This is a genomic window from Qaidamihabitans albus (assembly GCF_016464705.1).
Lineage (GTDB): Bacteria > Actinomycetota > Actinomycetes > Mycobacteriales > Pseudonocardiaceae > Qaidamihabitans > Qaidamihabitans albus.
In genome coordinates this window covers 77413-102312 of record NZ_JAEHOB010000011.1, presented here as the reverse complement: position 1 = coordinate 102312, position 24900 = coordinate 77413, and the positions used below count along the sequence as shown (strand labels likewise).

At 70.5% G+C, this 24900-nt stretch carries 29 protein-coding genes; 14 read left to right on the top strand and 15 right to left on the bottom strand.

Annotated features, from left to right (window positions below):
* Positions 1 to 23 precede the first annotated feature (23 nt).
* The 4 genes from JAP66_RS20965 to JAP66_RS20950 all read right to left on the bottom strand — a co-directional run bounded on the left by JAP66_RS20965 (position 24) and on the right by JAP66_RS20950 (position 2878).
* The gene (locus tag JAP66_RS20965; RefSeq protein ID WP_199433511.1) at positions 24 to 542 is read right to left on the bottom strand and encodes an HAAS signaling domain-containing protein; all 519 of its coding nucleotides are present in this window, start codon (positions 540 to 542) and stop codon (positions 24 to 26) included.
* A gap of 46 nt (positions 543 to 588) precedes the next feature.
* A complete protein-coding gene (locus JAP66_RS20960) occupies positions 589 to 942 on the bottom strand; it encodes a PadR family transcriptional regulator (RefSeq protein ID WP_307849654.1) in 354 nt (117 codons plus the stop codon).
* Between the two features lie 158 nt (positions 943 to 1100).
* Positions 1101 to 1763: a response regulator gene (locus JAP66_RS20955; protein ID WP_199433510.1), complete on the bottom strand. Its 663-nt coding sequence runs from the start codon at positions 1761 to 1763 to the stop codon at positions 1101 to 1103.
* A complete protein-coding gene (locus JAP66_RS20950; RefSeq protein ID WP_199433509.1) occupies positions 1760 to 2878 on the bottom strand; it encodes a sensor histidine kinase in 1119 nt (372 codons plus the stop codon). Before JAP66_RS20950 ends, JAP66_RS20955 begins: the two co-directional genes overlap by 4 nt.
* 334 nt (positions 2879 to 3212) lie before the next feature.
* Between JAP66_RS20950 and JAP66_RS20945 the strand changes: the two genes are divergently transcribed.
* Complete coding sequence (locus tag JAP66_RS20945; protein ID WP_199433508.1) at positions 3213 to 3518, top strand: DUF6223 family protein; 306 nt, start codon at positions 3213 to 3215, stop codon at positions 3516 to 3518.
* 70 nt (positions 3519 to 3588) lie between these two features.
* Entirely contained in the window at positions 3589 to 3786 is a 198-nt protein-coding gene (locus tag JAP66_RS20940) for a hypothetical protein (RefSeq protein WP_199433507.1), read from the top strand.
* An 85-nt stretch (positions 3787 to 3871) separates the two neighbouring features.
* Here the strand turns inward: JAP66_RS20940 and JAP66_RS20935 are convergent, their stop codons facing one another.
* The 4 genes from JAP66_RS20935 to JAP66_RS20920 form a co-directional block, all read right to left on the bottom strand.
* A complete protein-coding gene (locus JAP66_RS20935; RefSeq protein ID WP_199433506.1) occupies positions 3872 to 6259 on the bottom strand; it encodes an ATP-binding cassette domain-containing protein in 2388 nt (795 codons plus the stop codon).
* A 102-nt stretch (positions 6260 to 6361) separates the two neighbouring features.
* On the bottom strand, positions 6362 to 6772 hold the full coding sequence (locus tag JAP66_RS20930) for a VOC family protein (protein ID WP_199433505.1): 411 nt from the start codon (positions 6770 to 6772) through the stop codon (positions 6362 to 6364).
* 10 nt (positions 6773 to 6782) lie between these two features.
* Complete coding sequence (locus JAP66_RS20925) at positions 6783 to 7226, bottom strand: helix-turn-helix transcriptional regulator (RefSeq protein ID WP_199433504.1); 444 nt, start codon at positions 7224 to 7226, stop codon at positions 6783 to 6785.
* 112 nt (positions 7227 to 7338) lie between these two features.
* Positions 7339 to 8346, bottom strand: coding sequence for a hypothetical protein (locus JAP66_RS20920; protein WP_199433503.1), 1008 nt, complete (start codon positions 8344 to 8346; stop codon positions 7339 to 7341).
* A gap of 81 nt (positions 8347 to 8427) precedes the next feature.
* On the opposite strand from JAP66_RS20920, the gene JAP66_RS20915 reads away from it, so the two are divergent.
* Positions 8428 to 8931 (top strand): MarR family winged helix-turn-helix transcriptional regulator, encoded by a 504-nt coding sequence (locus tag JAP66_RS20915; RefSeq protein ID WP_199433502.1) that lies wholly within the window; start codon positions 8428 to 8430, stop codon positions 8929 to 8931.
* Between the two features lie 32 nt (positions 8932 to 8963).
* Here the strand turns inward: JAP66_RS20915 and JAP66_RS20910 are convergent, their stop codons facing one another.
* The 4 genes from JAP66_RS20910 to JAP66_RS20895 form a co-directional block, all read right to left on the bottom strand.
* Positions 8964 to 10334, bottom strand: coding sequence for an MFS transporter (locus JAP66_RS20910; RefSeq protein ID WP_199433501.1), 1371 nt, complete (start codon positions 10332 to 10334; stop codon positions 8964 to 8966).
* Positions 10331 to 10885, bottom strand: coding sequence for an NADPH-dependent FMN reductase (locus JAP66_RS20905; protein ID WP_199433500.1), 555 nt, complete (start codon positions 10883 to 10885; stop codon positions 10331 to 10333). Before JAP66_RS20905 ends, JAP66_RS20910 begins: the two co-directional genes overlap by 4 nt.
* 94 nt (positions 10886 to 10979) lie before the next feature.
* Positions 10980 to 13805 (bottom strand): helix-turn-helix transcriptional regulator, encoded by a 2826-nt coding sequence (locus tag JAP66_RS32970; RefSeq protein WP_199433499.1) that lies wholly within the window; start codon positions 13803 to 13805, stop codon positions 10980 to 10982.
* Positions 13806 to 13868: 63 nt separating this feature from the next.
* Positions 13869 to 14261, bottom strand: a complete 393-nt coding sequence (locus JAP66_RS20895; protein ID WP_199433498.1) for a DUF5997 family protein — start codon at positions 14259 to 14261, stop codon at positions 13869 to 13871.
* Positions 14262 to 14316: 55 nt separating this feature from the next.
* On the opposite strand from JAP66_RS20895, the gene JAP66_RS20890 reads away from it, so the two are divergent.
* Positions 14317 to 15006 carry a LysR family substrate-binding domain-containing protein gene (locus JAP66_RS20890; RefSeq protein WP_199433497.1) on the top strand — a complete coding sequence of 230 codons (690 nt, stop codon included), beginning with the start codon at positions 14317 to 14319 and terminating at the stop codon, positions 15004 to 15006.
* 70 nt (positions 15007 to 15076) lie between these two features.
* Here the strand turns inward: JAP66_RS20890 and JAP66_RS20885 are convergent, their stop codons facing one another.
* Positions 15077 to 15979 carry a LysR family transcriptional regulator gene (locus JAP66_RS20885; protein WP_199433496.1) on the bottom strand — a complete coding sequence of 301 codons (903 nt, stop codon included), beginning with the start codon at positions 15977 to 15979 and terminating at the stop codon, positions 15077 to 15079.
* Positions 15980 to 16072: 93 nt separating this feature from the next.
* Here JAP66_RS20885 and JAP66_RS20880 point away from each other — a divergent pair, with 93 nt between their 5' ends.
* The gene (locus JAP66_RS20880) at positions 16073 to 16933 is read left to right on the top strand and encodes an alpha/beta fold hydrolase (RefSeq protein ID WP_199433495.1); all 861 of its coding nucleotides are present in this window, start codon (positions 16073 to 16075) and stop codon (positions 16931 to 16933) included.
* A 68-nt stretch (positions 16934 to 17001) separates the two neighbouring features.
* Positions 17002 to 17493, top strand: coding sequence for a pyridoxamine 5'-phosphate oxidase family protein (locus tag JAP66_RS20875; RefSeq protein WP_199433494.1), 492 nt, complete (start codon positions 17002 to 17004; stop codon positions 17491 to 17493).
* A gap of 491 nt (positions 17494 to 17984) precedes the next feature.
* On the opposite strand, the gene JAP66_RS20870 is transcribed toward JAP66_RS20875, so the two are convergent.
* Positions 17985 to 18920 carry an NADP-dependent oxidoreductase gene (locus JAP66_RS20870; protein WP_199433493.1) on the bottom strand — a complete coding sequence of 312 codons (936 nt, stop codon included), beginning with the start codon at positions 18918 to 18920 and terminating at the stop codon, positions 17985 to 17987.
* A 94-nt stretch (positions 18921 to 19014) separates the two neighbouring features.
* Here JAP66_RS20870 and JAP66_RS20865 point away from each other — a divergent pair, with 94 nt between their 5' ends.
* From JAP66_RS20865 to JAP66_RS20830, 8 genes are all read left to right on the top strand, one after another.
* Entirely contained in the window at positions 19015 to 19830 is an 816-nt protein-coding gene (locus JAP66_RS20865; RefSeq protein WP_199433492.1) for an AAC(3) family N-acetyltransferase, read from the top strand.
* Positions 19827 to 20252, top strand: coding sequence for a tRNA (N6-threonylcarbamoyladenosine(37)-N6)-methyltransferase TrmO (gene tsaA, locus JAP66_RS20860; protein ID WP_235999200.1), 426 nt, complete (start codon positions 19827 to 19829; stop codon positions 20250 to 20252). Before JAP66_RS20865 ends, tsaA begins: the two co-directional genes overlap by 4 nt.
* 46 nt (positions 20253 to 20298) lie before the next feature.
* Positions 20299 to 20601 carry an ArsR/SmtB family transcription factor gene (locus tag JAP66_RS20855; protein ID WP_307849653.1) on the top strand — a complete coding sequence of 101 codons (303 nt, stop codon included), beginning with the start codon at positions 20299 to 20301 and terminating at the stop codon, positions 20599 to 20601.
* Positions 20598 to 21140 (top strand): YbaK/EbsC family protein, encoded by a 543-nt coding sequence (locus JAP66_RS20850; protein WP_307849652.1) that lies wholly within the window; start codon positions 20598 to 20600, stop codon positions 21138 to 21140. The genes JAP66_RS20855 and JAP66_RS20850 overlap by 4 nt, the downstream gene beginning before the upstream one ends.
* Positions 21137 to 21859, top strand: a complete 723-nt coding sequence (locus tag JAP66_RS20845) for a haloacid dehalogenase type II (RefSeq protein ID WP_199433491.1) — start codon at positions 21137 to 21139, stop codon at positions 21857 to 21859. Before JAP66_RS20850 ends, JAP66_RS20845 begins: the two co-directional genes overlap by 4 nt.
* A gap of 65 nt (positions 21860 to 21924) precedes the next feature.
* On the top strand, positions 21925 to 22332 hold the full coding sequence (locus JAP66_RS20840; RefSeq protein WP_199433490.1) for a DnaJ family domain-containing protein: 408 nt from the start codon (positions 21925 to 21927) through the stop codon (positions 22330 to 22332).
* Positions 22333 to 22443: 111 nt separating this feature from the next.
* Positions 22444 to 22779, top strand: a complete 336-nt coding sequence (locus JAP66_RS20835) for an ArsR/SmtB family transcription factor (RefSeq protein ID WP_199433489.1) — start codon at positions 22444 to 22446, stop codon at positions 22777 to 22779.
* Complete coding sequence (locus JAP66_RS20830; RefSeq protein WP_199433488.1) at positions 22772 to 23782, top strand: SRPBCC family protein; 1011 nt, start codon at positions 22772 to 22774, stop codon at positions 23780 to 23782. The genes JAP66_RS20835 and JAP66_RS20830 overlap by 8 nt, the downstream gene beginning before the upstream one ends.
* Here JAP66_RS20830 and JAP66_RS20825 read toward each other — a convergent pair.
* Positions 23721 to 24896 (bottom strand): THUMP-like domain-containing protein, encoded by a 1176-nt coding sequence (locus JAP66_RS20825; protein ID WP_199433487.1) that lies wholly within the window; start codon positions 24894 to 24896, stop codon positions 23721 to 23723. The two genes, JAP66_RS20830 and JAP66_RS20825, sit on opposite strands and share 62 nt — an antisense overlap.
* Between the last annotated feature and the right edge of the window lie 4 nt (positions 24897 to 24900).

Here is a 24900-nt window from a genome sequence, read left to right as displayed (position 1 = left end):
TTTCAGGCAACATCGGCCGAGGACTACTCCAACGCCACGCCGATGACAATCGCGGCGGCGACGAACAACAGCACCGCGCTCCCCGCAATGACGAACCCACGCCTTGCCGCCCGTTTGAGGCGGTGAGGTTCCAGTCCGGTGCGTGGGTCGATGACCACGTTCTTCTGCACCGTCAACAATCCGCCAACCAGCAGGGCCACGCCGATGACAACGGATACCAGTGCGTGCAGACCCCACACCGTTTCGTCGGTGAAGGTGCGGAGGACGCCAATGGCCAGGAACCAGCCACCGGCCGCGCAAGCGGCGATGCCAAGGACATTACGAATTCGCCCTGGCGAGTTCACAGGGCGCCCGATATCCCGCGCCCATGTCCTCGCGTACTCGCGCGGCTTCCCGAACGCATCGCCGGGGTCTTCGCCACTCTCGGCGACATGCGCCTCGACCTCGGCGACGATCTGCCCGATCTTCTCGCCCGGCACGCCCCGCAACTGCAAGGCGATGATCAGGTTGTCGATGTACCTTTCAGCCGGCGCAGTTGTCACGGAACAAGACCTCCTCGGTTGTTCAGCTTTCGACTTTCGGGAATGGTCACTGCCCTCCTGGTGTGCTGTGGGTGACACCTATGGTTGCGGCGACTCGACCGGTCCACGCCACCCAGTCGGCCACCGACGCTTCGAGCACGCGAACACCCTCATCGGTGATGTCGACGATCTTTCGCCCCGGCCCGCCGACGCCACCGGTCCATTGAGAACGCAGTTGCCCACGATCCTCGAGGCGGCCAAGGATGGGATACAGCGTTCCTCCCTTGATGTCGCCCAGGCCGGCGTCACGAAGACGCTGTGCGATCTCGTACCCGTGAGTGAGTCCGCTCTCCTTGACGAGCGCGAGGACACACATCTCAATCGCCGCGCGGGTCCATGCCTGGGGCCACTGGTCGGTCACGCGGACAATTCTAGCGCTATCTAGTCAGTCACACAATCTAGATAGCGCTGCTGGCCGACGGCCGACGGTGCTACAAGCAGCCAGACTCACGGCAAGCACGCCCTCGATCCGTGGCGCTGGTCGACGGAGCGCTCACGGGGGAACCAGGACCGTGGAAGTCAGTAGTTGCGCGGGGCTACCAGGCCGGATTCGTAGGCGAGGACCACGAGCTGCGCGCGGTCGCGGGCGTGGAGCTTGACCATGGCTCGGTTGATGTGGGTCTTCGCGGTCAGCGGGCTGATCACCATGCGGCCGGCGATCTGGTCGTTGGACAGGCCCTGCGCGACCAGGGCGACGGCCTCGCGTTCGCGGTTGGTCAGTTCCTTCAGCCCCGCGCCGGTGCCGGTGTCGAGCGGCTGGGCGACGTACCGGTTTATCAGCTTGCGGGTGATCGACGGTGCGAGCAGGGCGTCGCCGCGCGCGGCGACGCGTACGGCGTGCAGGAAGTCTTCCGGCTGGATGTCCTTGACGAGGAATCCCGCCGCGCCGGCGCGCAGCGCGTTGAAGACGTACTCGTCCAAGCCGTAGTTGGTCAGGATGACGACGTGCACCGAAGCCAGCGCCGGGTCCGCGGCGATGCACCGGGTCGCCTCGATGCCGTCGATGACCGGCATCTGAATGTCGATGAGCGCGATGTCGGGCAGGTGTTTCCTGGCCAGCGCCAGGCCCTCGCCGCCGTCGGCGGCCTCGGCCACCACCTCGATGTCGTCCTCGACATCGAGGAGCGCGCGGAATCCACTGCGAATGAGCGGCTGGTCGTCGACGAGCAGCACCCGGATCATGACGTCCTGTCCACGGGAAGTTCGGCCTGGACGGTGAAGCCGCCCTCGCTGCGCGGTGCCGCCAGCAGGTGACCTCCGAGGGCGGTGACACGTTCGCGCATCCCGAGCAGCCCGACTCCGGGCACCGGCGCGGTGTCCGATGTGGCCTTGCCGTCGTCATCGACCCGTATGACCAGAGCGTCGGGGCGGCAGTCGATCCGGACCGACGCGGTGCCGGCGGCGGCGTGCCGGGCGATGTTGGTCAGCGACTCCTGAACGATCCGGTAAGCCGTCCGGTCGAGCGCGGCCGGCACGTCGTTTCGGTGTCCCTCGATCGTCAGCTTCGCATCCAGGCCGGCGGTCCGGGCCCGTTGCACCAGTTCCGGGACGTGGTCGAGCCCATGCGGCGGGTTCTTGTCGTCCTCGCGCAGCGCCTCCAGGGTCGCTCGCAGTTCCCGGGCCGCCTCACGACCGGCCTCCCGGATCGCCAGCAGGGCATCCGGCACCTGTTCACCCCGCTTGCGGGCCAGGTGGACGGCGACTTCGGCCTGGACCTTGACAACGGAGATCTGGTGGGTGAGCGAATCGTGCAGCTCCCGCGCGATGTGCAGGCGCTCCTCGTCGGCGCGGCGCCGCGCCGTCTCCTCGCGGGTGCGCTCGGCCTCATCCGCCCGGCGCTCGGCCTGTCGCAGCGCTTCACCCGCCGCACCGGCGGCGATCAGCCACGCCAGCTCCAGGACGTCCCTGGACTGTGCGAACACCTCTCCCACGGGCCAGTCATGGGGAGAGGCCATGATCGCGAGCGGGAGGGTGGCCAGCATGATCAACGCACTCGCGATCGTGACGATGCGGTGTCCCGCTCGTACCGCGGCGTACACCGCGAACAGATACGCGACGACAGGCACGTCGAAGCCGACCGCTTGGTAGCCCAGCGCGCACAGCCCGGTCACGGCCAGCACGGTGACCGGAGCCCCGCGGCGCGCGGCCAGCGCCAGACCGCCGGCTACCAGCACCGCGTAACCCAGCGGGTCGAGATTCGTAGCGGGTGGTTGCCCCGAGAGCCCGGCGACCAGCAGGGTCGCCGCCACGCCGAGGGCGATCGCCCAGTCGAGGAAAGCGATCCGTCCCCTGCTCATGCGTGCACACTAGCCGCAGTTTCGCGCGGGCAACTCCTGCGCACAGATGATCAGCCGCCTACCGCACACGCGGTACCTTTGCGGCTCCTGCGACGTCCGCGGCAGTCGGCTACGGCATCGGTGGCAGCGTCAATTGCCTCCGTCCGCACAACGACCGGCGGTGGGTCCGGCGGACATGATCAGCGATGTCCCGTCGTAGGAGGAGAAGGAGCACCTCATGTCTGCCCGCCACCTGTTTGCCGCCGCAACAGCCGCGCTGCTCGGAGTTCTCGGGTTTGCCACACCGGCGGCCGCGCGCGTCCTGGTCCAGCCGGCCGCCGCCGGCGCTTATGCCATGACAGCCGGGCGTCTCTGGTCCGTGGTGGCCGCGCTGCTGGGGCTCGCCGGTGTGGTCGTCGGCGGACTGGCTCTGACCCGCTTCGCCGGCCGTATCGGCACCGGCGCCGGGAGAAGAGGGGCCGTCGTGGCCCTCGCAGCGGGGCTGGTCAGCATGGCCCTCGGTGGGCTCGTGGTAGCCGCCGCCGAGGGTGGTCCCGGTACCGGCTACGGACTGGTCGGGGGCTTCGTGGCCCTGGTGGTCGGGCTGATCGCCATCGCGCTCGGTGGGCTGGGTCTGACCCGCTCCCGCCGCATCGGCTGACCGAGCGGCGGGCCGGTGACCTCGAAGACGATCCGGCTGCCCCGGAAGACATAGATGTGCGGCGCGGCGGATGCTGACCCAGGTGTACGACGGTGTGCCGGCCGCGGACCTCGAGGGCCTGCGTCGTACCCAGACACCGATCCTGATACTGGCCGGCGGGCGGGAGCCGAAGGCCGTGCACCGAGCGCTGACCGAGGTGACCACCCGGGCGCCGCAGGCGGTCGCGCGGGTGGTGCCCAGGATGCATCAGTGCAGGAGCTGGTCGTGAGTGCGTAACAGTGTTCTAACTCGTGTGCGCACTCACGAGAGGTGACCAGGCACAACGCCGCACTGCATGGGATCAAGGAGGGCCCTCAGGTGCCGACGTAGGCCGCGAGGTGCTCACCGGTGAGCGTGGAGCGGGCGGCGACGAGGTCGGCCGGTGTGCCCTCGAAGACGATCCGGCCGCCGTCGTGGCCGGCGCCAGGGCCGAGGTCGATGATCCAGTCGGCGTGCGCCATGACCGCCTGGTGGTGCTCGATCACAATGACCGACTTGCCGGAGTCGACGAGCCGGTCGAGCAGGCCGAGCAGGTGCTCGACGTCGGCCAGGTGCAGGCCGGTCGTCGGCTCGTCGAGGACGTAGACGCCACCCTTCTCCCCCATGTGGGTAGCCAGCCTGAGCCGCTGCCGCTCGCCGCCTGACAGCGTGGTGAGCGGCTGGCCGAGGCTGAGGTAGCCCAGTCCCACCTGGTCCATCCGCTCGAGGATCCTGTGCGCGGCGGGCGTGCGCGCCTCGCCGGCGCCGAAGAACTCCTCGGCCTCGGTCACCGACATCGCGAGCACCTCGCTGATGTCGCGGCCTCCGAGCTTGTACTCCAGCACCGATGCCTGGAACCGCTTCCCCTCGCACTCCTCGCAGGTGGTGGCGACGGTCTCCATGACGCCCAGCTCCGTGTAGATCACACCTGCGCCGTTGCAGGTAGGGCAGGCGCCCTCGGAGTTGGCGCTGAACAGCGCCGGCTTGACGCCGTTGGCCTTCGCGAACGACTTGCGGATCGGCTCGAGCAGCCCGGTGTACGTCGCCGGGTTGCTGCGCCGGGAGCCGCGGATCGCCGTCTGGTCGACCGAGACCACCCCGGCATCGGCGGGAATCGAGCCCTGCAGAAGCGAGCTCTTGCCCGACCCGGCGACGCCGGTGACGACGCAGAGCACTCCGAGCGGGATGTCGACGTCGACGTCCCGCAGGTTGTGCGCGTTCGCTCCCCGGATCTCGAGCGCCCCGGCCGGTTTGCGCACCTCGTCCTTGAGCGTCGCCCGGTCACCGAGATGGCGGCCGGTGACGGTGCCGCTGTTCCCCAGCCCCTCGACGCTGCCCTCGAAGCAGACGGTGCCGCCCGCCGTACCGGCGCCGGGGCCGAGGTCGACGACGTGGTCGGCGATCGCGATCGTCTCCGGTTCGTGCTCAACGACGAGCACCGTGTTGCCCTTGTCCCGCAGCCGCAGCAGCAGGTCGTTCATCCGCTGGACGTCGTGGGGATGCAGGCCGATGGTGGGCTCGTCGAAGACGTAGGTGACGTCGGTGAGCGACGACCCGAGGTGGCGGATCATCTTGGTGCGCTGCGCCTCGCCGCCCGACAGGGTGCCCGACGGCCGGTCGAGCGACAGATAGCCGAGTCCGATCTCGACGAACGAGTCGAGGATCTCTCCCAGCGTCCCCAGCAGCGGTGCCACGGACGGCTCGTCCAGACCGCGGACCCACTCGGCCAGGTCGCTGATCTGCATCGCACTGACGTCCGCGATGTTCTTGCCTTTGATCTTGGACGACCGGGCACCCTCGCTGAGACGGGTGCCGTCGCAGTCGGGACAGGTGGTGAAGGTGATCGCGCGATCCACGAACCGCCGGATGTGTGGCTGCATCGCCTCCCGGTCCTTGGAGAGCATCGACTTCTGGATCTTCGGGATCAGCCCCTCGTATGTGAGGTTGACCCCGTCGACCTTGATCTTCGTCGGCTCCTTGTAGAGCAGGTCGTGCAGCTCACGCTTGTTGTACTTGCGGATCGGCTTGTCCAGGTCAAGGCCGGCGCCACGGAGGAGGCGGCCCTGCCAACCGTCCATGCTGTAGCCAGGAACCGTCAGGGCGCCCTCATTGAGCGACTTGCTGTCGTCGTACAGCGCAGTCAGATCGAAGTCGGTGACCGCACCCCGACCCTCGCAACGCGGACACATGCCGCCGGTGATGTTGAAGCTGCGGCGCTCTTTCACGGTCTTCCCGCCGCGCTCGAACGTGACCGCACCCGCTCCGCTGATCGAGGCGACGTTGAAGGAAAACGCCTTGGGCGAGCCGATGTGCGGCTGCCCGAGGCGGCTGAAGAGGATCCGCAGCATCGCGTTGGTGTCGGTGGCGGTGCCGACCGTGGAGCGCGGGTCGGCACCCATCCGCTCCTGGTCGACGATGATCGCCGTGGTCAGCCCTTCGAGGACGTCGACGTCCGGCCGCGCCTGTGTCGGCATGAAGCCCTGCAGGAAGGCACTGTAGGTCTCGTTGATCATCCGCCGGGACTCCGCGGCGATCGTGGCGAACACCAGCGAGCTCTTGCCCGAGCCGGAGACCCCGGTGAACACGGTCAGCCGACGCTTCGGGAGCTCGACGCTGACGTCGCGGAGGTTGTTCTCGCGCGCGCCGTGCACGCGGATCAGATCGTGGCTGTCGGCAACGTGCAGCGCAGGCGCCTGCGTGCCCGTTCTCGTGGCCGTGCTCATCGGGTCTCCATACTGTTACGGGGGCCGCCTGGGCCGATCTAATCAGACCCGAGCGGTACCTCGGGCTCTCCCTCATCGGTCGTGAGCCAGCCCGGGGACGGCTCAGCGCAGCTCCATGATGCGGATCATGTTGCCCGCGGGGTCGCGGAATGCGCAGTCACGAACCCCCCACGGCTGGTCGGTCGGCTCCTGGACCACCTCGGCGTCACCTGCCTGCAGTTGCGCGAAGGTGCCGTCGAGGTCCTTGGTGGCCAGATTGATGCCGCCGTAGGTGCCCTTGGCCATCATCTCGGCAATGGTGCGGCGCTCGTCGTCGGTGATGCCGGGGTCGGCGCCCGGCGGCGTCAGGACGATGGACACGTCCGGCTGGTTGGCGGGGCCGATCGTGATCCAGTGCAGCTCGCCGTACTCGACGTGGTTGCGGACCTCGAAACCGAGAGTGTCGCGGTAGAAGGCCAGTGAGGCGTCCGGGTCGTTGTGCGGGAGGTAGGTCTGGTGAATGGTGATGTCCATGGCGGTCACACTAGGTGCGGGTCGGTGACCGCGCTTCTCGATTCCTGATCGGTCTGGTCACCTGCTTGGCGACGCACGGCGGCATCCCCGCCGTCGCGCCCGCCGCCTGGCGCTGGTAGGTGCTGGGCGGCATGCCGACCAGCTCGGTGAAGCGAGTGCTGAAGGTGCCCAGAGACGAGCAGCCGACCGCGAAGCAGACCTCGGTGACGCTCATACCGCCCCGCCCCAGCAGCGCCATCGCGCGCTCGATGCGCCGCGTCATCAGGTAGCTGTACGGGGACTCGCCGTAGGCACGCCGGAACTGGCGACTGAGATGCCCGGCCGACATGTTCGCGCTGCGGGCGAGCGCCTCGACGTCCAGTGGCTGCGCGTACTCCCGGTCGATCCGGTCGCGGACACGGCGTAGCCGCGCGAGGTCGCTCAGGTGCTGCCCTGAGGCCGGTCTGGGGGTCACCTGCGGATCGTACGTCGCGCCGGAGCCATCGGGACAGCGCCGCCACTCCGGGGTGTACCGGTTGGCGCGGCGCGACCCTTTCGGATGATCCTTTCCGGTTGCACCCGGTGAATCACGTCGGTTCGCCGAACTCCGCCCTCCCGACGGCGAAGTAGAAGGGCGCGGGAAAAGGCGGATCGGCGGGCTGGTAGGTGCCCGTGAAGAACACGTACATGGTGTTCCTGTCGGCTTCCGTGTCGCCGTAGCGCACGCAAGGGCCGAACACGCCGTTGGCGTACCAGTAGGCGCCACCGGACGAGTCCAGGATGCGCACCGGGTCGGCTGTCCAGTCGGCGCGGCGGCCCGATGCGGCTTCCGACGAGTACCACCACAGACCTTGCTCCGGGAACGAGGTTGTCAGGTAGTGGTTCCCTCCGCGGGAGGCCACCATCTCGTAGCCGTGGCCGACGTCGGTTATCGAAGTGTCGAAATAGGAGTCGGCGACCGAGAAGAACTGCACCGGCGCGCTCCAGTCCGTCACACCGTCACGGCTTTCCACGTAGTTGATCCGGTATCGTGGAAGTTCCCCCGGTCCGGGGTTGGGCGCGTCGTTGTACCACATCCGCCACTTGCCGTCCGAGTAGTGCACGGTCGGTTCCAGCGCGCACGGATCGTCGCCCGTTCCCACGAAGACCGGGTCGTCCCGGCGAATCCAGGCCCCGTCGACTCGTTCGAGCATCCCGATCGCGTACCTGCTGCCGGAGTTGCCGGTGACCGCTTCGGTGGTGCGTCCCGAGTAGTAGATCCTTTCGACCTTCCTTCCCGAGGCGTCGATGCCCTGGACATAGCGCGGAGTGTGCAGGCCTGCGGCATCCCAGCTGCCGTCGCCCGGCTGGGGAACCAGGCTCGCGGCCCGGTGCGGATCGGACTCCTCCGTGGTGAACGACCACTCGCTGCTGCTCAACGGCGCACCATGCGGCAGGCTCGCACTGAACAGGTTCGTCTTGAACGTGTCCTGGAAAGCGCCGAGGAACATCCACCACTGGCCTCCGATCTTGTGCACGTTCGGATCACCTGCTCCCAGGAGGTTCTTGATCGGCCCGAAACCCTCGGCCATGTCCCACAACCGCGTGATCGTCACGCTCGGTTCCCCCTTCACCAGTCGCCGACTATAATCTTCCATGCGTAATTATCTTCCTATTGGAAGGGAAAGGCTGCCGACATGTCAAGCGAGGCCGTAGGGGTCAACCGCTGGCGGCTCACCGAGCCCGAGCTGCGGACCTTCCGCGAGTACTTCACAGCGATGGCACTGAACGCGCAGGTCACCGCGGACGCGGCCGGGCTGCGCCTGACCGATCTCTACGTGCTCAACGTTCTCGAGCTCTACGGTCAGGTCACTGCCGGCGAGGTCGCTCAGCGCACCAGGCTGACCACCGGAGCGGTCACCAAGCTCGTCGACCGTCTCGTCCGTGCCGGAATGGTGGAACGGGTCGCGGACCCCGCAGACCGGCGCCGGGTCCGCCTGCGCATCGTCGACCGCGCAGCGGCAGCAGCCCTCGGCGGCGAGTCGGCCAGCCTGTTCGCACCCGTGGCCAAACGGATGGACGACCTGATCACCAGCTTCCCCGCCGAACAACGGGAGGTGCTTTTCGAGTTCTTCACCCGGGCGATCGTCGAGCTCCAACAGGCCACCCAAGAGCTCCAGACAGGTGGTCAGGCGTCGTGAGTGTTCGGCCGAGTTAGAACTCGGCTCTTCACTCACGACCGGTGACCTGCGCGAACCGAGAGCCCAACGGCCACCAAGGCGAGCGAGGCCGCCGTCGCCACGATGGCGATTCCGCCGACGAACCCGTTCACACCCCCGGTCGCGGCCGTCCAGGCGAGCGCGCCGAGCGCGGGCCCCAGCGAGAAGCCGAGCGTGCGCAGCAGTGAGGTGATACCGCTGGAGGTGCCCATCAGCGCGGTGGGCGTGCGCGCCAGTATCTCCGCGGCGTTCGGTCCCGCGAACAGCCCGTTGCCGATGCCCACCAGAGCCAGCCGCCACACCAGACCGAGTGCGGTCGTGTCCGTGTCCGTGAACAGCAGCGCAACCAAGCCGCCGAGTATCACGGCGGCGCCGGTCAGCGTGACCGGCCGGTTTCCCAGCCGGTCGGCGAGGACACCGGCGAGCGGGGAGAACACCGCCATCCCCGCCGAGACCGTCAGCAACGCCATCCCGATCACTCTCGGCGAAGCCTGCTGCACCTCGGCGAGGAAGTACGGGACGAGAAAGTTGAGGGCCGCGATCCCCGCCGTGGTCATGGGCAACGCGACCATCGGCAGTGCCAGCTCGCGGCGCGCCAGCAGTGAGCGCACCGGGCGTGACTCCGGCAGCCGTACCCACACCGCCATCGCGGCGATCGTCACGAGGCCCAGTACCGCGGCGAGCACGCCACCCTCGGAACGGCCCAGCAGGTCAAGCGCGAGGAAGAATGCCGTCGCCGCCACCCCGAGCACCGCGGCCTCGCGCACGAGCCGCCCGCCGGGCAGCGGCAGGCCCCTGCGGCCGGGAAGGCGCGCGGGAATCGTCCGTGCCCCCGCCCACATCGCCGCGACCACGATCGGCACGTTGATCAGGAACACCGAGCGCCAGCCATAGGCGTCGGCGAGCACCCCACCCACCGCGGGACCCGCCACGCCACTGAGCGGGATCAGCGTGAGCACGATGCTCATCGCGCGTGCCCGGTGCTCGGGACGTACGGATGTCGCGACGAGCGGCATCGCGGCGACGCCGACCAGGCTGCCGAACACACCCTGCAGGGCGCGTCCCGCGAGAAGCAGACTCATGGTCGGCGCGACGGCGATCAGCACGCTCGCCACGCCGAACCCGCCCACCGCGAGCAGGAAGGACGGCAACGGGCCCGCTCGGTCCAGCCAGCGGCCCGCCGGGACGCTCAGCGCGACCAGCGGCAGCGAGTAACCCAGCAGCACCCACTGGGTCACCGAGGGTCCCGCGCCGAAGTCCGCGCCGAGCTCAGGTAGCACCACCGCGACGACGGTCATGTCGAGCGCGGCCAGCACGACGCCGAGCGCCACGGCGACGACCGCGCTCCAGCGGGTGCGCTCGAGCACGGGTGCTTCCTGCGTCACGCCGGCACCTTGTCGATCTTGGCGTGGAGTTCGGCGAGCAGTGTCACGAAGCCGGCGCGCAGCTCGTCGTCGAGCAGGCGGTCATGCTCGTCGAGCTGGCGGAACACCTCCGGGACCGCGAGCTGACCGTCGACCACGTCGGCACCGGCGATCCCCAGCACCCTGCGCAGGTCGGCCTGGGCCCACGCGGCGCCGTGCGAGCTCGGGCTGGCGCCGACGACCGCGGCCGGTTTGCCACCCAGGACAGCCGCGCCGTAGGGGCGGGATGCCCAGTCGATCGCGTTCTTCAGCTGCCCCGGGACCGACCCGTTGTACTCGGGAGTGGCGATCAGCAGCCCGTCGGCGGCCTCGATCGCGCCACGTAGGTCCGCGACCGCGGCGGGCACCGGCCCGCGCTCGGCGTCCTCGTCGAACGGCGGTAGCTTCCCCAGGCCGTCCCACGTCGTCCATTCGACCCCGTCGTGCCGCTGCTCGTGCCGGACGGCCCTGAGCAACCGCCGGTTGAACGAGCCCCGCCGCAGGCTTCCCGCAATGGTCAGAATCGTGCTCATGTTCTCGACTCCATCTGTGTTCGTCCCGTGAGGACGTTGTGCGATGGAATCGAGTCTTGGGCTAAGGCGGGGGCCGCCACATGAGGCGCGAGCCCTATTTCGGAGTGGGGACCAGCCCTAGTCTGTGCGCCGTGGCGGCCGCCTCGACGCGGTTGGCGACGCCGAGCTTGCCCAGGATGTTGGACATGTGCACGCTGGCCGTCTTGGTGGCGATGAACAGCCGCTCGCCGATCTCCTTGTTGGACAGACCCTCGACCACCAGCCCCAGGATGTCGAGCTCCCGCGGCGTGAGCCCCGAACCGGGCGGGGCGCCGACCTCACCGCTCCCGAGCGGGATACGTCCCCGTCGGGCCAGTGCCGCCACGGTCTCCCGCAGCGGCGCCGCACCGAGGTCGCCTGCCAGTTCGGCGGCCCGGCGCAGCACCTGGGCCGCTGCCGCACGGTCACCCCCCGTCGCCAGCAGCGCCTCCCCCGTGCCGAACAGCGCCCGCGCCAGCCGCGGCGGCTGGCGCAGCCGCTCCCACGCCGTTGCGGCCGCCTCCCACAGGCCCACATCGGGTGCGCCCTCGGCACGCGCGGCCTCCGCCTCGAAGGTCGCCGCTCCCGCTGCCTGGACCGGACCCGCGATCCGCGTGGTCGACGCCTGCCTGCGCAGCTGTCCCAGCAGTGCCGAGTCGGCCTTGGCCTCGGCCACCTGAGCCCCGATCACCAGCAACGGCCAGGTGAGCCGCGACGACACGGACAGGAAAGGCAGCTCCAGCGTGCGCCACAGCACCGTGGCCGCCTCGCCCGCGCGCCCCTGGGCCAGTCGAAGCTCCGCCTCCAGCCGCGGCAGCAGCAGCGGGTCCTGGGGAAGGACCGTGTCGGTGACCTGCTCTCGCGCGAGAGTCACGATGCGGTCGGAGTCCTCGGTGTCGCCGCGGTGGAGGGCCAGGTAGCCCTTGAAGCACAGGAGGTTGGCGTAGTTCGTGCCCGGTTGCGCCAGCTCCAGCGCGTGCTCGAGGGACTCGGCCGCCTCCCCCCACTTGCCTGCCGAGATCAGGGGCCCGACCAGGTCGATGGCGTGCAGCGCCCCGGCGGATCGGGCGAGCCCGGCCTCCCTGGCCGCGGCCAGCCCGTTCCGGGCGACCTCCTGCGCCTCGTCGAGCCTGCCGAAGGCCTGCAGCAGGGACGACTCGCAGTGCAGGGCCCGTAGCCGCACGGCGTCGGCGCGGACGCCCTCCGCTATGGCGCGGGCCTTGGCGAGCCTGGGCAGCTCGGCGTCGAGATCACCGAGGCGGGCGTCGAGGACCGCGAGCGTGATGAGCGCGGAGGCCTCGGTGGGATCGTCACCGGCCTCCTGCGCCTCGTGCATGGCCTGTTCGGCCGCGTGCTGCGCCTCGTCGGGGATCGGAATCTGCATGAGGTACTCGGCGAGGGAGTTCAGCAGGTATCCCCGTGCCTGGTGGCCGGGCGGCACGAGCCCGACCGCCTCGTTGTGGTCCTCCAGCGCTCCGCCCCGGCCCAGCTGAGCGCGCATCCGGGCACGCTGGTCGAGCAGCAGGGCGGCCCGTACCCGGGCAGCGGTCCTGTCGATCGCGTCCAGCGCCGCGGAGGCGAGCCGCTCGCCCAGCCGGTGCTCACCGGCGCGGTACGCGGCGTTGGCGGCCTTCTCCAGCACCGAACCGCGGTCGCAGCCGATCCGGCCGGAGTTGTCCGGCACCGCGTCCCACAGGTCCAGCACCCGCTCGAGCATCCGCAGCTCCTCGGCGGGAGCGAGGGAACGCCGCGCCTGCAGCGCTGCCTCCCACGCCGCGGACATCGCACCGGCGGTGTCCCCGGCCGCCACGAGGTGGTACGCGAGCTCACCGGACGCGCCGGTCCGGCCGCGCAGCGCCTCGGCGTAGCGTCCGTGCAACTCGGCCCGCTCGCCCGGCAGCAGACTCGCGTACACGGCGTCACGGATGAGAGCGTGCCGGAACCCGTACTCGTCGCCGTCCACGCTCAGGACGCCCGCGTCGACGGCCCCGCGCAGGGCGCCGGTGAGCCCGGGACCGTGCACCTCGGCGAGCAGTGCGTGCGCGACACGGGCCCCACCGGCAGCGGCGACGCGCAACACGCTCCTGCTCTCCTCGGGCAGCCGTTCGATCCTGGCCAGCAACAGGTCCTCGAGCGACGCGGGCACCTCACCTCCGGTACCACTGTCGAGCAGGACCTCGACGAACAGCGGGTTGCCCTCACTTCGGGCGAAGACCGACCGCACGAGCGCCGGGTCGGGCTCATGGTCCAGGATCCCGCGAACCTGGCGTACGACCTCGGGCATCGAGAGCCGGGGCAGCTCCAGCCGCTCGACCCAGGGCAGCCTGGTCAATTCGGCGAGCAGCGGGCGCAGCGGGTGGCGGCGGTCCAGCTCGTCGGAACGGTAGGTGAGGACGATCATCGAACCGGGCGCGGCGCGCTGGTTGCGCACGAGGAAGTCGAGCAGGTCGCGGCTGGAGCGGTCGGCCCAGTGCGTGTCCTCGGCGACGAGCACGGTGGGACGCTCGGCGGCGAGCCGGGCGAGCAGGGCGAGAGCGCTCTCGAACAGCCGCGGCCGCGCGTCGTCGCCCAGCGCGGGACGGGCCCGGACCTGCCCCGGTAGCAGCGGCGCCAGCGCGTCGCGCTCGTCGTCGGTGAGCCGGCCCGCGAGCCCACGCAGGGCAGCGACGAACGGGGCGAACGGGATGCCCTCGCCCCCGACTCCGACGCAGCCGCCGAGCAGCAGGAGGGCCTTGCCCGCCTTCGTGCACTCGCTCACCAGCCGTGACTTACCGATTCCCGCCTCGCCGCCAACGAGCACGGTGACCGGATCGCCTGCCGCCGCGAGGGCGAGCGCGTCGGCGAGCCGCGTGGACTGCTCGCGGCGCCCGGCGAAAACCGGGCTCACAACGTGAGTGCTCACCACGTGGACCCTATCGCCGCCGGCGCCGTCCCGGGTACGCCCGACGTGGTCCCGACGTCTCCGTCAGGACGGCGGGCGCCGAGGATCGGCGTTCTTCGCCTTGGCGCGCGCCGCTTCCTTCCGGGCCTCGGCCTGGGTGGCGCGTTCCCGCCGCAGCCATTCGGGACCGTCCGCCCTCAACGTGTCGATCTGTTCCGTGGTGAGGGGGTCGCTGATCCCGGCACGGGCGAGACCGCCGATGGAGATGCCGAGCTTCGCCGCGACGACCTGCCGCGGGTGGGGCCCGTTGCGGCGCAGCTCCCGAAGCCACGCGGGCGGATCGGCCTGCAGGGCGTTCAGCTGGTCGCGCGAGACGACACCCTCCCGGAACTCCGCGGGGGTGGCATCGAGGTACACACCCAGCTTCTTCGCGGCGGTCGCGGGCTTCATCGTCTGGGTGGTCCTGCGCGAGGTCATGACGGCAAGCGTATCGAGCGTTCGCGCCGCCGATCACGCCCGGTAATCTGGCCCGGTGGCGACCCCGGACGTACCTCCTTCCTTCCGGCTCGGGTATGTCCCGGGGGTGACGCCCACCAAGTGGGTGCGGACCTGGAACGAGCGGATGCCCGGGGTCCCGCTGACCCTCGTCGGCGTCCCGGCCGCCGAGGCGGCCGACCTGGTACGGACTCGCGCGGCGGACGCGGTGCTCCTGCGGTTGCCGATCGACAGGAGAGGCCTGCACGCGATCCCGCTGTACACCGAGACGACGGTGGTCGTGGTACCGAAGGATCACCTCGTCACCGTGGGCGACGAGGTGTCCGTCGAGGACCTGGCCGACGACGTCGTGCTGCATCCCCTGGACGACACCCTCGACTGGGACCGCCCTCCTGGCAGCCCGGCCGTGGAGCGCCCCGCCACGACCGCGGACGCCGTCGAACTGGTCGCGGCGGGGGTGGGACTGCTCGTCGTTCCCCAGTCGCTCGCCCGGTTGCATCACCGCAGAGACCTCGCCTACCGGCCTCTCTCGAACGCTCCGGAGTCGCGCGTCGCGCTCTCGTGGCCGGAGGACGAGACCACCGACCTGATGGAGCAGTTCATCGGTATCGTCCGCGGGAGGACCGTGAACAGCACGCGCGGGCGCAAGCCTCCCGAGGCGGAAGCACGGAAGCCCGCGGCACGCGGGCCGGCAGGCAGAAGCGGGCAACGACGTCACCGCTCGTGAGTGCGCACGCGAGTTAGAACACGGCTCGCCACTCACGACCGGTCCCGCGCCACGGCTGGCCGGCCCACCGTCAGCTGTCCGGCCGCCCCGCGATCTCGGCCGCGACGTCGACAGCGATCTCGATAGCCCGTGCCGCGAGCGGGGACTGCGTGCGTCCCGCCTGCCACAACAGGAAGACCTCGCGCACCGGCAGCGACGGCCGCAACTCGTGAATGCGGAGCGACTCGTCGGAACGGACGTCGCCGCCGTGCACGGCGAGCCGTGGCAGCAGCGCCGAGCCCAGCCCGGCCCGCACCATCGACAGCACGGCGTCGTTGCCCGCGGTACGGAACACGATCCGCGGCCGCACGCCGCCGAGCGCGAGGGCCCGCTCGATCCGGGGCTGATCGCACACCTCCGGGTACGCCACCATCGGTGCACCGTCGAGCCGCTCCCGCCGCACCGGACCGGCCGGAAAGGTGCCCCGGCGCGCCACCAGCAGGTACGGATCGTCCAGCAGCTTGCGGTGCTCCACATCGCCGTCGACGCGGCCGTCGAAGAACATCAGGTCGAGCTCACCGACCCGTGGCTGGTCGGTCTCCTCCTCGGACAACCTGATGTCACAGCCGGGGTGCTCCGCCCGCAGCCGCCGCACGAGCAGCGGCAGGATCATGTTGGACACGCTCTGGAACGTGCCGATGTCGACCCGGCCGTCGCCGGCCTTGAACCGGTCGATCGTGTCCGCCATCGCCTCCGCTCTCGCCAGGAGGTCGCGTCCCTCCGCGAGCACCACCGCGCCGAGCGGGGTGATCCGCACCGGCTTCGGGCCACCCGGCCGGTCGAACACCGCGCCGCCGACGGCCTTTTCCAGCGCCGCGATCTGCTGGCTCACCGTCGACTGGGTGTAGCCGAGCCGGGCGGCGGCACGCCCGAAGGAGCCCTCGTCGGTGACGGCGGCCATCGTGACGAGATGCCGCAGTTCGATGTCTGACACGGGAGCAGCCTACCCAAACCATCATGTTCGCCGATCGAATCGATCGGAAACCATCGCTTTTCGCGATGGCTTTTCGAGTCTAGCGTCGCTGTCATGACCACTTACCTCTCCAACGGCGAGAAGCTTCTCGGCAGCAACGGCGTCGAGTTGTGCGTCGAGACCTTCGGCGACCCCGCGAACCCGGCGATCCTGCTCATCGACGGGGCAGCCGCCTCGATGCTGTGGTGGGAGGCGGAGCTGTGCGAACGGATCGCGGCCGCCGGCCGGTTCGTGATCCGCTACGACAACCGGGACACGGGCAGGTCCACCTGTTACCCACCTGGGCGGCCGGGCTACTCGTTCACCGACCTGGCCGGGGACGCACTCGGCATCCTGGACGCGTTGGCGATCGAGCGCGCGCACCTCGTCTGCCGGTCGATGTCCGGCGGGATCGGGCTCATCGTGGGCGTGGACCACCCCGAGCGGGTCGCGTCGCTGACCTTCGTCTGCACGTCCACGGGCGCCGAGGGGCTTCCGCCGCCGTCGGCGGCGCTCGCCGAGCAGACCCCCGCCGACCCGGACCTCGCCGACACCGCCGCGGTGGTGGACTTCGTGGTGGCCTCGGAGAAGGCCTGCTCGGGAGGATCCCCGTACTTCGACGAGGCGGCCACCCGCGCGCTGGTGCGGCGCGACGTCGCCCGCACCAGGAGCATCGCGGCCACCCTCACCAACCACTACGCCATGAAGTTCGACGGGCCCGTACGCGGCGGCTTCGACACGATCGAGGCACCCACTCTCGTGGTGCACGGGGACCACGACCCGCTCTTCCCGCTTCCGCACGGCGAGGCGCTGCGCGACGCGATCCCCGGCGCCGAGCTGGTCATCCTGAAGGGAGCGGGGCACGGCGTGCCGAGGCCCGTGTGGGACGTGTTCGTCGCGGCGCTGGTCCGGCACACCGCCGGAGGCCGGTCATGACCGGGGTAAGGCGGCGGCCCGCGGAAACGATGACAGGATCTGGCACCGTTCCGCCATAGCCTGCGTACATGACCATCTGGACGGACTTCAGCACGCAAGCGCCGCATATCGCGGCCGTCTTCACCCGGCGCCACGCCGCCACCCGGAACCTGTGCCTGCTGGCCACGCTCCGCTCGGACGGATACCCACGGATCAGCCCGATCGAGCCGAGGTTCTTCGAGGACCGGTTGTGGATCGTCGGCATGCCGAACACGACCAAGTTCCGCGATCTGGCCAGGGACCCGCGCTTCTGCCTGCACACCGCGACCGTCGACACCGAACTCACGGACGGCGACGCGAAACTGTGGGGAGTGGTCGACGACGTCCGGGACAAGGACCTGCACCAGCGGTTCGCGGCGGCACTGTTCGACGAGATCGGGCTCGATCTCCGGGGGCAGGAATTCGACCACTTCTACGCGGCCGAGGTGACCGGCGCCTCGGCGGTGGAGATCAACGAGGGGACGCTGGAGGTCACGGTCTGGAAGCCGGGTGAGCGCGAGCACGTCGTGCGCAAGCACTGACCACGGCTGTTCCGGGGTTGACCTCCAGCATGGTCGAGGTTGGACGCTGGCGGCAGACGATGGAGCCGATCGCGGACCAGCGCAGGAGGAGCTCCGATCAGCACGGACACCGGTTTCTACTCGATCATCGAGCACGCCACCGACGGGCCCCGAGACCCAGCGGGCACTGGTGGACGCCTTCGCCGAGATCCAGGAGCGGTGGGTCTGCTTCTACCCCGGCTAACGTGTCGGCGCGGTTCCACGTGAGCACGGACGGGGCGAAGGTCTGCAACATCGTGCACCGGGCCAGCGAGGAGGACTACCGCCACTTCCTCGTCACATCCGATGCCGAGGGCCGGATGGCCGCCATCCAGGCGGCGATGGACCACCTGGACGGCAAGGCCGAAGCCCGGGTGGGCGCGAACCCGACCTACACGATCGCCCGTGAGGTCAGGCCCCGGAGTCCGCTCGCGGCTGACCGGAAAGGCCGGACGGCACCGGCTCGTGACTCGCTAGAAGGTGAGCACAAGGCGGCCGCGCACTCCGCCCGCTCCGAGCCTGCGATGGGCCTCGACCGCCCGCTCGGCGGGCAGGGTCGCGGCGACCCGGAGGGTCAGCCGTCCTTCGGTCACCTGCTCGGTGAGCCGCTCCAGCTGGTCCGACGCGTGAAGGTAGTCGCCGACGAGCACGAGCGTCACCTCGATACCGCGCTCGGGCTCGCCGTCGAACGGCCGGACCGTGGCCAGCTGCCCGCCATCACGCACGGCGGGCAGCACCCGGCCGCCCAGCAGCGCGGTGTCGACCAGAGCGGCGACCCCACCGGGCACCTCCCGGCGAATGGCGGTGGCCACGTCCGGTCCACGTGGCACGACGACATCGGCACCGAATCCACGCACCAGCGGCTCGTCCTCCGGCTTGGCATCGGCGATCACGCGCAGCCCTTCAGCACAGGCCAGCTCGGTGACGTAGCCGCCGACCGCGCCCGCGGCACCGGTCACCGCGAGCGTCTCCCCCGGTTCGAGGGCGAGGAGGTCGAGCGCGCGCCGTGCGGTGAGACCGTTCATCGGTAGCGTCGCGGCGGCCACGAGGCCTATCCCCTCGGGAACCCGCGCCACCGAATCGGCGGGTACCACGACGAACTCCGCCTGCGCCCCGCCCCGGCCCGCCATCGGGGCGACGATCGCCAGCACCCGCTCCCCCGGCGCCCAGCCCGCGTTCTCGCCGGCCGCGTCGACCGTGCCGGCCAGCTCCATGCCCGGCACGTACGGCGGCCGCGCCTGCCCCATGCGCTCGGCGTGCCCGCCCGAACGCAACGCCGTATCGGTCGGATTCACGGTCGCTGCGGCCACCCGGATACGCACCTCACCATTCCCGGGTTCGGGCACCGGAAGCTCCACGATCCGCAACACTTCCGGCCCGCCGAACTCGTTGAAACCGACCGCACGCATACGTCTCAACCTAACCGCCTGCGGAGCCGGGTGCCCGCACCCTGTCGTACCCCGCTGGTTGTATGTCGATCAGCCAGCAGACAGGAGGGCGACCATGCCGACGGACCGGCCTGCTACCGCGGGGCTCACCGCCACCAGCCTGGCGGCGGGGTGGCGACGGGCCGGTGTCGGCGAAGGCACGAAACTGATCGTGCATTCATCGCTGTCCAGCCTCGGCCGGGTCCAGGGCGGCGCCGCGACCGTCGTGGAAAGTCTCCTTCACGCGGTCGGGCCCACCGGGACGGTCGTCGCGCCGACGTTCACCCCGCAGGTCGCCGACCCGGCCCCGGACCGTGCCGGCGTCCCCGACACCGAGGTGCGGGCGCGGCGCGACACCGCGCCCACCTTCCACCCCGACCTGCCGTCCAGCATGGGTGCCGTTCCGGAAACCCTGCGCGCCCTGCCGGAAGCCGTGCGCAGCACACATCCACAGGCATCCGTGGCGGCGGTCGGCGCACACGCCGCCCACATCGTCGCGAGGCAGCCCCTGGGGCTCGCACTGGGAGCCGATTCACCGTTCGAGCGCCTGTACGAGGTCGGCGGGCACATCCTGCTCGTCGGAGTCGGGCACAGCCGCAACAGCTTTCTGCACCACGCCGAGAGCCGCGCCGCGGGACGCCGCCTGAAGCTCCGGCGCTTCCCGACGACGATCGGCGGCGAGCGGGTCTGGTGCGAGACGCTCGACGTGGGCGACGACAACGGCACCCACTTTCCCACCATCGGCCGCGAGTTCGAGCGGCAGGCGGGCATCAGCACGGTGCCGGTCGGTGATGCGGTGTGCCGCCTCCTGCCCGCACGGCCGTTCGTGGACTTCGCCGTCCGCCGTCTCGAAGAACTCCTTGCAGGCAGCCCAGAAAGGACCGATCGATGATGCGAGCGGACGAACCCGCATACCGGCTGACACCGGTCGGCTGGGTGGAATCCCCACTGACCGGCCTCCGCACCGCCCCGAAGCAGGGCGACGAGGGCGCCCCTCCGGCGCGGATCGTCTTCCGGCCCGAGCTGCGCGAAGCGATCCCGGGCCTGCGGATCGGCATGGAGACGATCGTGCTGACCTGGCTGCACCGAAGTCGCCGTGACGTGCTGTCGGTGCATCCTCGCGGTGACCCGGACAGGCCGGTTCAGGGCGTGTTCTCGACCCGATCACCGGACCGTCCCAACCCGATCGGGCTGCACGCGGTCACCATCGCGGAAATCGACGACAACGTCCTCACGGTCCACGGGCTCGAAGCGATCGACGGGACACCCGTCATCGACCTGAAGCCCGCGCTCGGCCAGGTAGGCCTGCGGTGAGGCCGGCCGCTTGACCCGATACTTAGGGAATTAGCATACTCCCTAAGTGCTTGACGTGGAGGTGCTGAAGGCGCTGGGCAACGAGAAGCGCCTGACGGTCATGGAGTGGTTGCGCGATCCGGTCGCGCACTTCCCCCCGCAGCGCGACGGGGATCTCGTCGAGGACGGCGTGTGCTCGGTGTTCATCGCCGACAAGCTGGGGGTCAGCCAGCCGACGGCAAGTGAGCACCTCAAGCTGCTCACCAGCGCCGGGCTGCTGCGGGCGCGGCGAAGGCGGCAGTGGACCTTCTACCGGCGCGACGAGGAACGAATCGCCGAGGTGAAAAGCATGTTCGAGGAGGAGCTGTGACCGCGCCCGAACAACCGCCGGAAGCCGCGTCGAAGGACGGCGGCTATGACGGCTATGACGGCTATGCCCGGCTCGTCGCGATGCTCGACGCGGCCGGCGCCCGCTACCGCCTGATCGACCACCCGCCCGAGGGGCGGACCGACCTGGTCAGTGCGATGCGCGGCCATCCGATGGCGATGGCGGCCAAGTGCCTCGTGGTGATGGTGAAGCTCGGCAAGCGCAACAGCCGCTACTTTCTCGCGGTCGTCCCGGGCGCCGCCCGTGTCGATCTCGCCGCACTGAAGGCGCTGGTGGGCGGCTCCTACGCCGGTTTCGCGTCAACCGAGCGGGCCGAGGCGCTGGCCGGCAGCGTGAGCGGCACGATCCTGCCGTTCAGCTTCCGCCCCGACCTCCATCTCGTCGTGGATCCGGGCCTGTTGCGACACGACGAGATCTTCTTCAACGCCGCCCGCCTCGACCGATCCCTCGCCCTGGACACGCGGGACTACCTTCGCCTCGCCGCTCCGCGGATCCACCCCGTCGCCCTGGAGGACACATGACGTTCAACCGGAAGTCGATCCGGGTCATCGCCTGTGACGTCTTCGGCACCACTGTGGACTGGTACACCGGAGTCGCCGAGCAGGCCGTCGAAGTATTCCACGATCTCGGCATCACCCTCGACGCCGCAGCGTTCGCCGCCGAATGGCGCGGTCGGTACCTGCCGTCGATGCGGCGGGTGCGCGACGGCGAGCGCGGCTGGGCCTACCTCGACACGCTGCACCGCGAGTCGCTCGACGACCTGCTGGAACTGCACGGCGTCGCCGGAGCCGTGGACGACGCCGCCCGCCGCCGCCTGGTGCAAGCCTGGCACCGGCTGCCCGCGTGGCCGGACGCTGTCGACGGTCTCGCCAGACTTCGCGGCCGGTACACCGTGGCGGCGCTGTCCAACGGTGGTTTCGCGTTGCTGACCAACCTCGTGAAGGCCGCCGGTCTGCCGTTCGACTGCGTCGTGTCCGCCGAGCTGGCCCGTACCTACAAGCCGGATGCGCGCGTCTACCGCACCGCCGCCGCCCTGCTCGACGTCGCACCCGCCGAAGTGCTCATGGTCGCGGCGCACGGCTGGGACATCGACGGGGCCCGCGACGCCGGTCTCCGCACGGCCTTCCTCGAACGGCCGCAAGAGAAGGGCCCTGCCGGTGGCGCCGACCGTGCCACCGACAGCACCAGCGACCTCGCCACGAGCAGCTTCACCGGGCTCGCGGACATCCTGGGCTGCTGAACCGGCGCCGGTCCGGCTGGTCGGCGCCGCCAGCCCAGCTGCCTGGTCTCGGGGAGAATCGGGGTATGACCGAACGCAAGCCACCCGGCCTCAGCTTCGAGTCATGGGTCGAGAAGCAGATCCGCGAAGCGGCCGAGCGGGGCGCTTTCGACAACCTGCCGGGCGCAGGGAAGCCGTTGCCCGGGCTGGACCGGCCGCACGACGAGATGTGGTGGATCAAGCAGAAGCTCGACCGCGAGGGGCTCTCGGCGGATGCGCTGCTGCCCACCTCGCTACAACTGCGCAAGGAGATCGACCGGCTGCCCGGCACGGTCCGCGACCTGCCCACCGAACGGACCGTGCGTGACGTCGTGGTGGAGCTCAACCGGCGGATCGCCGAGCACCTGCGCGCACCGTCCGGCCCGAACGTCCCGGTGCGCCCGGTGAATCCGGACGAGGTCGTGCGCCAGTGGCGAGCCGCCCGCGCGCACTAGGCGGCCTTGCCCCAATGCGGCATCGGATGCGTTGAACGCAACGAATGCCGCATTGGGCGCGCCAGACGGCCGGCCTTGCCCTCTATATTCCTGTCGGGCTATATTGCTCACATGGCAAGTACGTTCGAGGTGCTGGCGGAGCCGAGGCGGCGCGAGATCCTCGACCTGCTCCGCACCGGGGAACGGCCGGTCGGCGACCTCGTCGACCGGCTCGCGCTCACCCAGCCGACGGTCTCCAAGCACCTCAAGGTGCTGCGCGAGGCCGGGCTCGTGGACGTGCGGCACGACGCGCAGCGCCGGTGGTACCGGCTCCGGCCCGAACCGCTCGCCGAGATCGACGAGTGGCTGGAGCCCTACCGGCGGCTGTGGAACGCCAGCCTCGACGCACTCGAACGCCACCTCGACGCGATGCCCGACGACCCCGGAGAGAGGACCACCGATGACTGACGGCGCCGAGCGGCAGGCGACACTGCACACCGTCGCGGGCAAGCCCGTGCTGCGCTTCGAGCGGCGGCTGGCGCACCCGCCGACCAAGGTCTGGCGAGCCGTCACCGACCCGGCGGAGATGGCGCACTGGTTCCCCGCCACGGTCGAGACGAAGCTCGAACCGGGCGCGGCCATGCGGTTCACGTTCGAGGGCGAGGATGCCGCGATCGACGGCGAGATCATCGAGTTCGACCCGCCGAAGGTCTACGCCTTCCGCTGGAACCAGGACGTGATCCGCATCGAGATCGTGCCCGAGGGCGAGGGCTGCCGGCTGTTCTTCAGCCACACCCTGGGTGGCGACTGGACGGGCAGGCTCGGCGCGGGCCGCAACGCCGCGGGGTGGGACGTCTGCCTCGGCGCGCTGGAGGCTCGGCTGGCCGGCCGGGAGCACGAACCACCGGAGATGACCGGCCTGATGGAGCATTACGTCGCCGAGTTCGGCCTCGCCGAGGGCGAGGTGCACGACACCGGGGACGGCTACGAGTTGCGCTTCGCCCGCGACCTCCTGTGGCGCCCGGTCGAGCAGCTGTGGACCCTGCTCACCGAGGGCAGCGAGCCCGAGACCGGTGCGGAGCCACCGCTGCGGTTCACCAACGGATACGTGCCTGCCGGTCCGGTCACGGCCGCCGACGCTCCCCGCCTCTTGGAGTACGAATGGCGGCACGGCGGCGCGCCCGCGGGGAGGGTGCGCTGGGAGATCATCCACGATCCGGAGTTCGGCACCCGGGTGGAGCTCACGCAGACCGTGCCCACCAGGCTCGCCGATCTCCTGCCCACGGCGCTCGCCGCCTGGCAGACCCACCTGGAGGTCCTCTTCGCGACGGTGCTCGGCGCCGACCGTTGCTGGCCGGAGGGCCGCGTCGAGGAACTGCGCGAGCACTACGCCGGCAGGCTCGACCCGCTCAGCCAGGGATCCGCTCGGCCCGGCACAGGAACGCCATCGGGGAGCGACCGATCCGGGTGAGCACCACGCTCGCCTCGGCAGCGCCGCGCGGCTTGAGCCTGCGCCGCAACGCGTTCGGGTCCACATCGAGGCCGCGCACCAGGATCTCCACCCGCCCGACGTCGTGCCTGCGCAGCGTGGCGCGCAGTGTCTTCTCGCTGTAGCCCTCGAACTCCAGCACCCGGAAGGCACGCACCCCGGGCGGTGGCACGTCACCGGTCAGGTAGGCGATCCGCTCGTCCAGCTGCCACAGGCCGTGCCGGGCCGCGTAGTGGCGCACCAGCCCGGCCCGCACCACGGCGCCGTCCGGATCGACGATCCACTCCCCCGGCTCGGCCACCGGCACGTCGTCCGGCTCCGCGTCGGTGATAGTCCACTGTGTACCGTCGGAACGGAGCACGGTGGCGCGGCGCGGCACCGAGGCGAGTCCGGCGCTCCACAGGCACGACTCCCGGACCTGGCCGTCAAGGGAGACCAGCTCCACCTCGCGGGCCCACGGCACCGCGGCCGGGTCCAAGCCGGGCGCCCCCTTCACCACCAGGTCCCGGCCCGCGTACACCCGCGCCAGCTCGTCGAGGGCCGGCACGAAGTCCGTCGGCCGCCACGTCCGCCTGCCCGCCGCGGTCCGCCGCGCCGGGTCGGCCACCACGACACAGTCCCGGGATACGGGGCGCAGCGCGTCGGCCCGGGCCAGCAGCGGCGCGACGCCCGCCTCGGCGCAGTTGTGCCGCGCCATCGCCAGCCGCACGGGGTCGAGGTCCGACCCGGCGCAGCGGCGCGCGGTAGCCGCGAGCGGCACCAGGTCCGCACCGATCGAGCACGTCACGTCATGCACGTCCAGGCCCGCGAGCCTGCGCGCGCGATGGGCGGCCACCGGCGCCGCACTCGCCTGCTGCAACGCGTCCTCGGTGAACAGCCACCGCCACGGCGCGTCCACCTTCGCGTCCGCCTTGCGGCGCAGCACCACGGTCTCCAGCACGGCGGCGTAGTGCTCACCGACCATGCGCCGGGCGGCGGCCACGTCGGTGATCCGGCTCGCGTCGGTCAGCGGCAGCCGCGCGCAGCGCGCGATCGCCTCCTCGCCGCGGGCCGAGCGTAGGAACGCGACGTCGTCGAGCGAGAACGCGTAAGGCAAGGTT

What these genes read in the sequence shown, in the direction of transcription:
- JAP66_RS20830 (WP_199433488.1), top strand. Translation starts at nt 22,772, where the DNA reads ATGACTGACGGCGCCGAGCGGCAGGCGACACTGCACACCGTCGCGGGC.
- JAP66_RS20915 (WP_199433502.1), top strand. Translation starts at nt 8,428, where the DNA reads ATGTCAAGCGAGGCCGTAGGGGTCAACCGCTGGCGGCTCACCGAGCCC.
- JAP66_RS20945 (WP_199433508.1), top strand. Translation starts at nt 3,213, where the DNA reads ATGACAGCCGGGCGTCTCTGGTCCGTGGTGGCCGCGCTGCTGGGGCTC.
- JAP66_RS20895 (WP_199433498.1), bottom strand. Translation starts at nt 14,261, where the DNA reads ATGACCTCGCGCAGGACCACCCAGACGATGAAGCCCGCGACCGCCGCG.
- JAP66_RS20930 (WP_199433505.1), bottom strand. Translation starts at nt 6,772, where the DNA reads ATGGACATCACCATTCACCAGACCTACCTCCCGCACAACGACCCGGAC.
- JAP66_RS20935 (WP_199433506.1), bottom strand. Translation starts at nt 6,259, where the DNA reads ATGAGCACGGCCACGAGAACGGGCACGCAGGCGCCTGCGCTGCACGTT.
- JAP66_RS20950 (WP_199433509.1), bottom strand. Translation starts at nt 2,878, where the DNA reads ATGAGCAGGGGACGGATCGCTTTCCTCGACTGGGCGATCGCCCTCGGC.
- JAP66_RS20865 (WP_199433492.1), top strand. Translation starts at nt 19,015, where the DNA reads ATGCCGACGGACCGGCCTGCTACCGCGGGGCTCACCGCCACCAGCCTG.
- JAP66_RS20905 (WP_199433500.1), bottom strand. Translation starts at nt 10,885, where the DNA reads ATGAGCACGATTCTGACCATTGCGGGAAGCCTGCGGCGGGGCTCGTTC.
- JAP66_RS20875 (WP_199433494.1), top strand. Translation starts at nt 17,002, where the DNA reads ATGACCATCTGGACGGACTTCAGCACGCAAGCGCCGCATATCGCGGCC.
- JAP66_RS20835 (WP_199433489.1), top strand. Translation starts at nt 22,444, where the DNA reads ATGGCAAGTACGTTCGAGGTGCTGGCGGAGCCGAGGCGGCGCGAGATC.
- JAP66_RS20955 (WP_199433510.1), bottom strand. Translation starts at nt 1,763, where the DNA reads ATGATCCGGGTGCTGCTCGTCGACGACCAGCCGCTCATTCGCAGTGGA.
- JAP66_RS20870 (WP_199433493.1), bottom strand. Translation starts at nt 18,920, where the DNA reads ATGCGTGCGGTCGGTTTCAACGAGTTCGGCGGGCCGGAAGTGTTGCGG.
- JAP66_RS20880 (WP_199433495.1), top strand. Translation starts at nt 16,073, where the DNA reads ATGACCACTTACCTCTCCAACGGCGAGAAGCTTCTCGGCAGCAACGGC.
- JAP66_RS20940 (WP_199433507.1), top strand. Translation starts at nt 3,589, where the DNA reads ATGCTGACCCAGGTGTACGACGGTGTGCCGGCCGCGGACCTCGAGGGC.
- JAP66_RS20840 (WP_199433490.1), top strand. Translation starts at nt 21,925, where the DNA reads ATGACCGAACGCAAGCCACCCGGCCTCAGCTTCGAGTCATGGGTCGAG.
- JAP66_RS20845 (WP_199433491.1), top strand. Translation starts at nt 21,137, where the DNA reads ATGACGTTCAACCGGAAGTCGATCCGGGTCATCGCCTGTGACGTCTTC.
- tsaA (WP_235999200.1), top strand. Translation starts at nt 19,827, where the DNA reads ATGATGCGAGCGGACGAACCCGCATACCGGCTGACACCGGTCGGCTGG.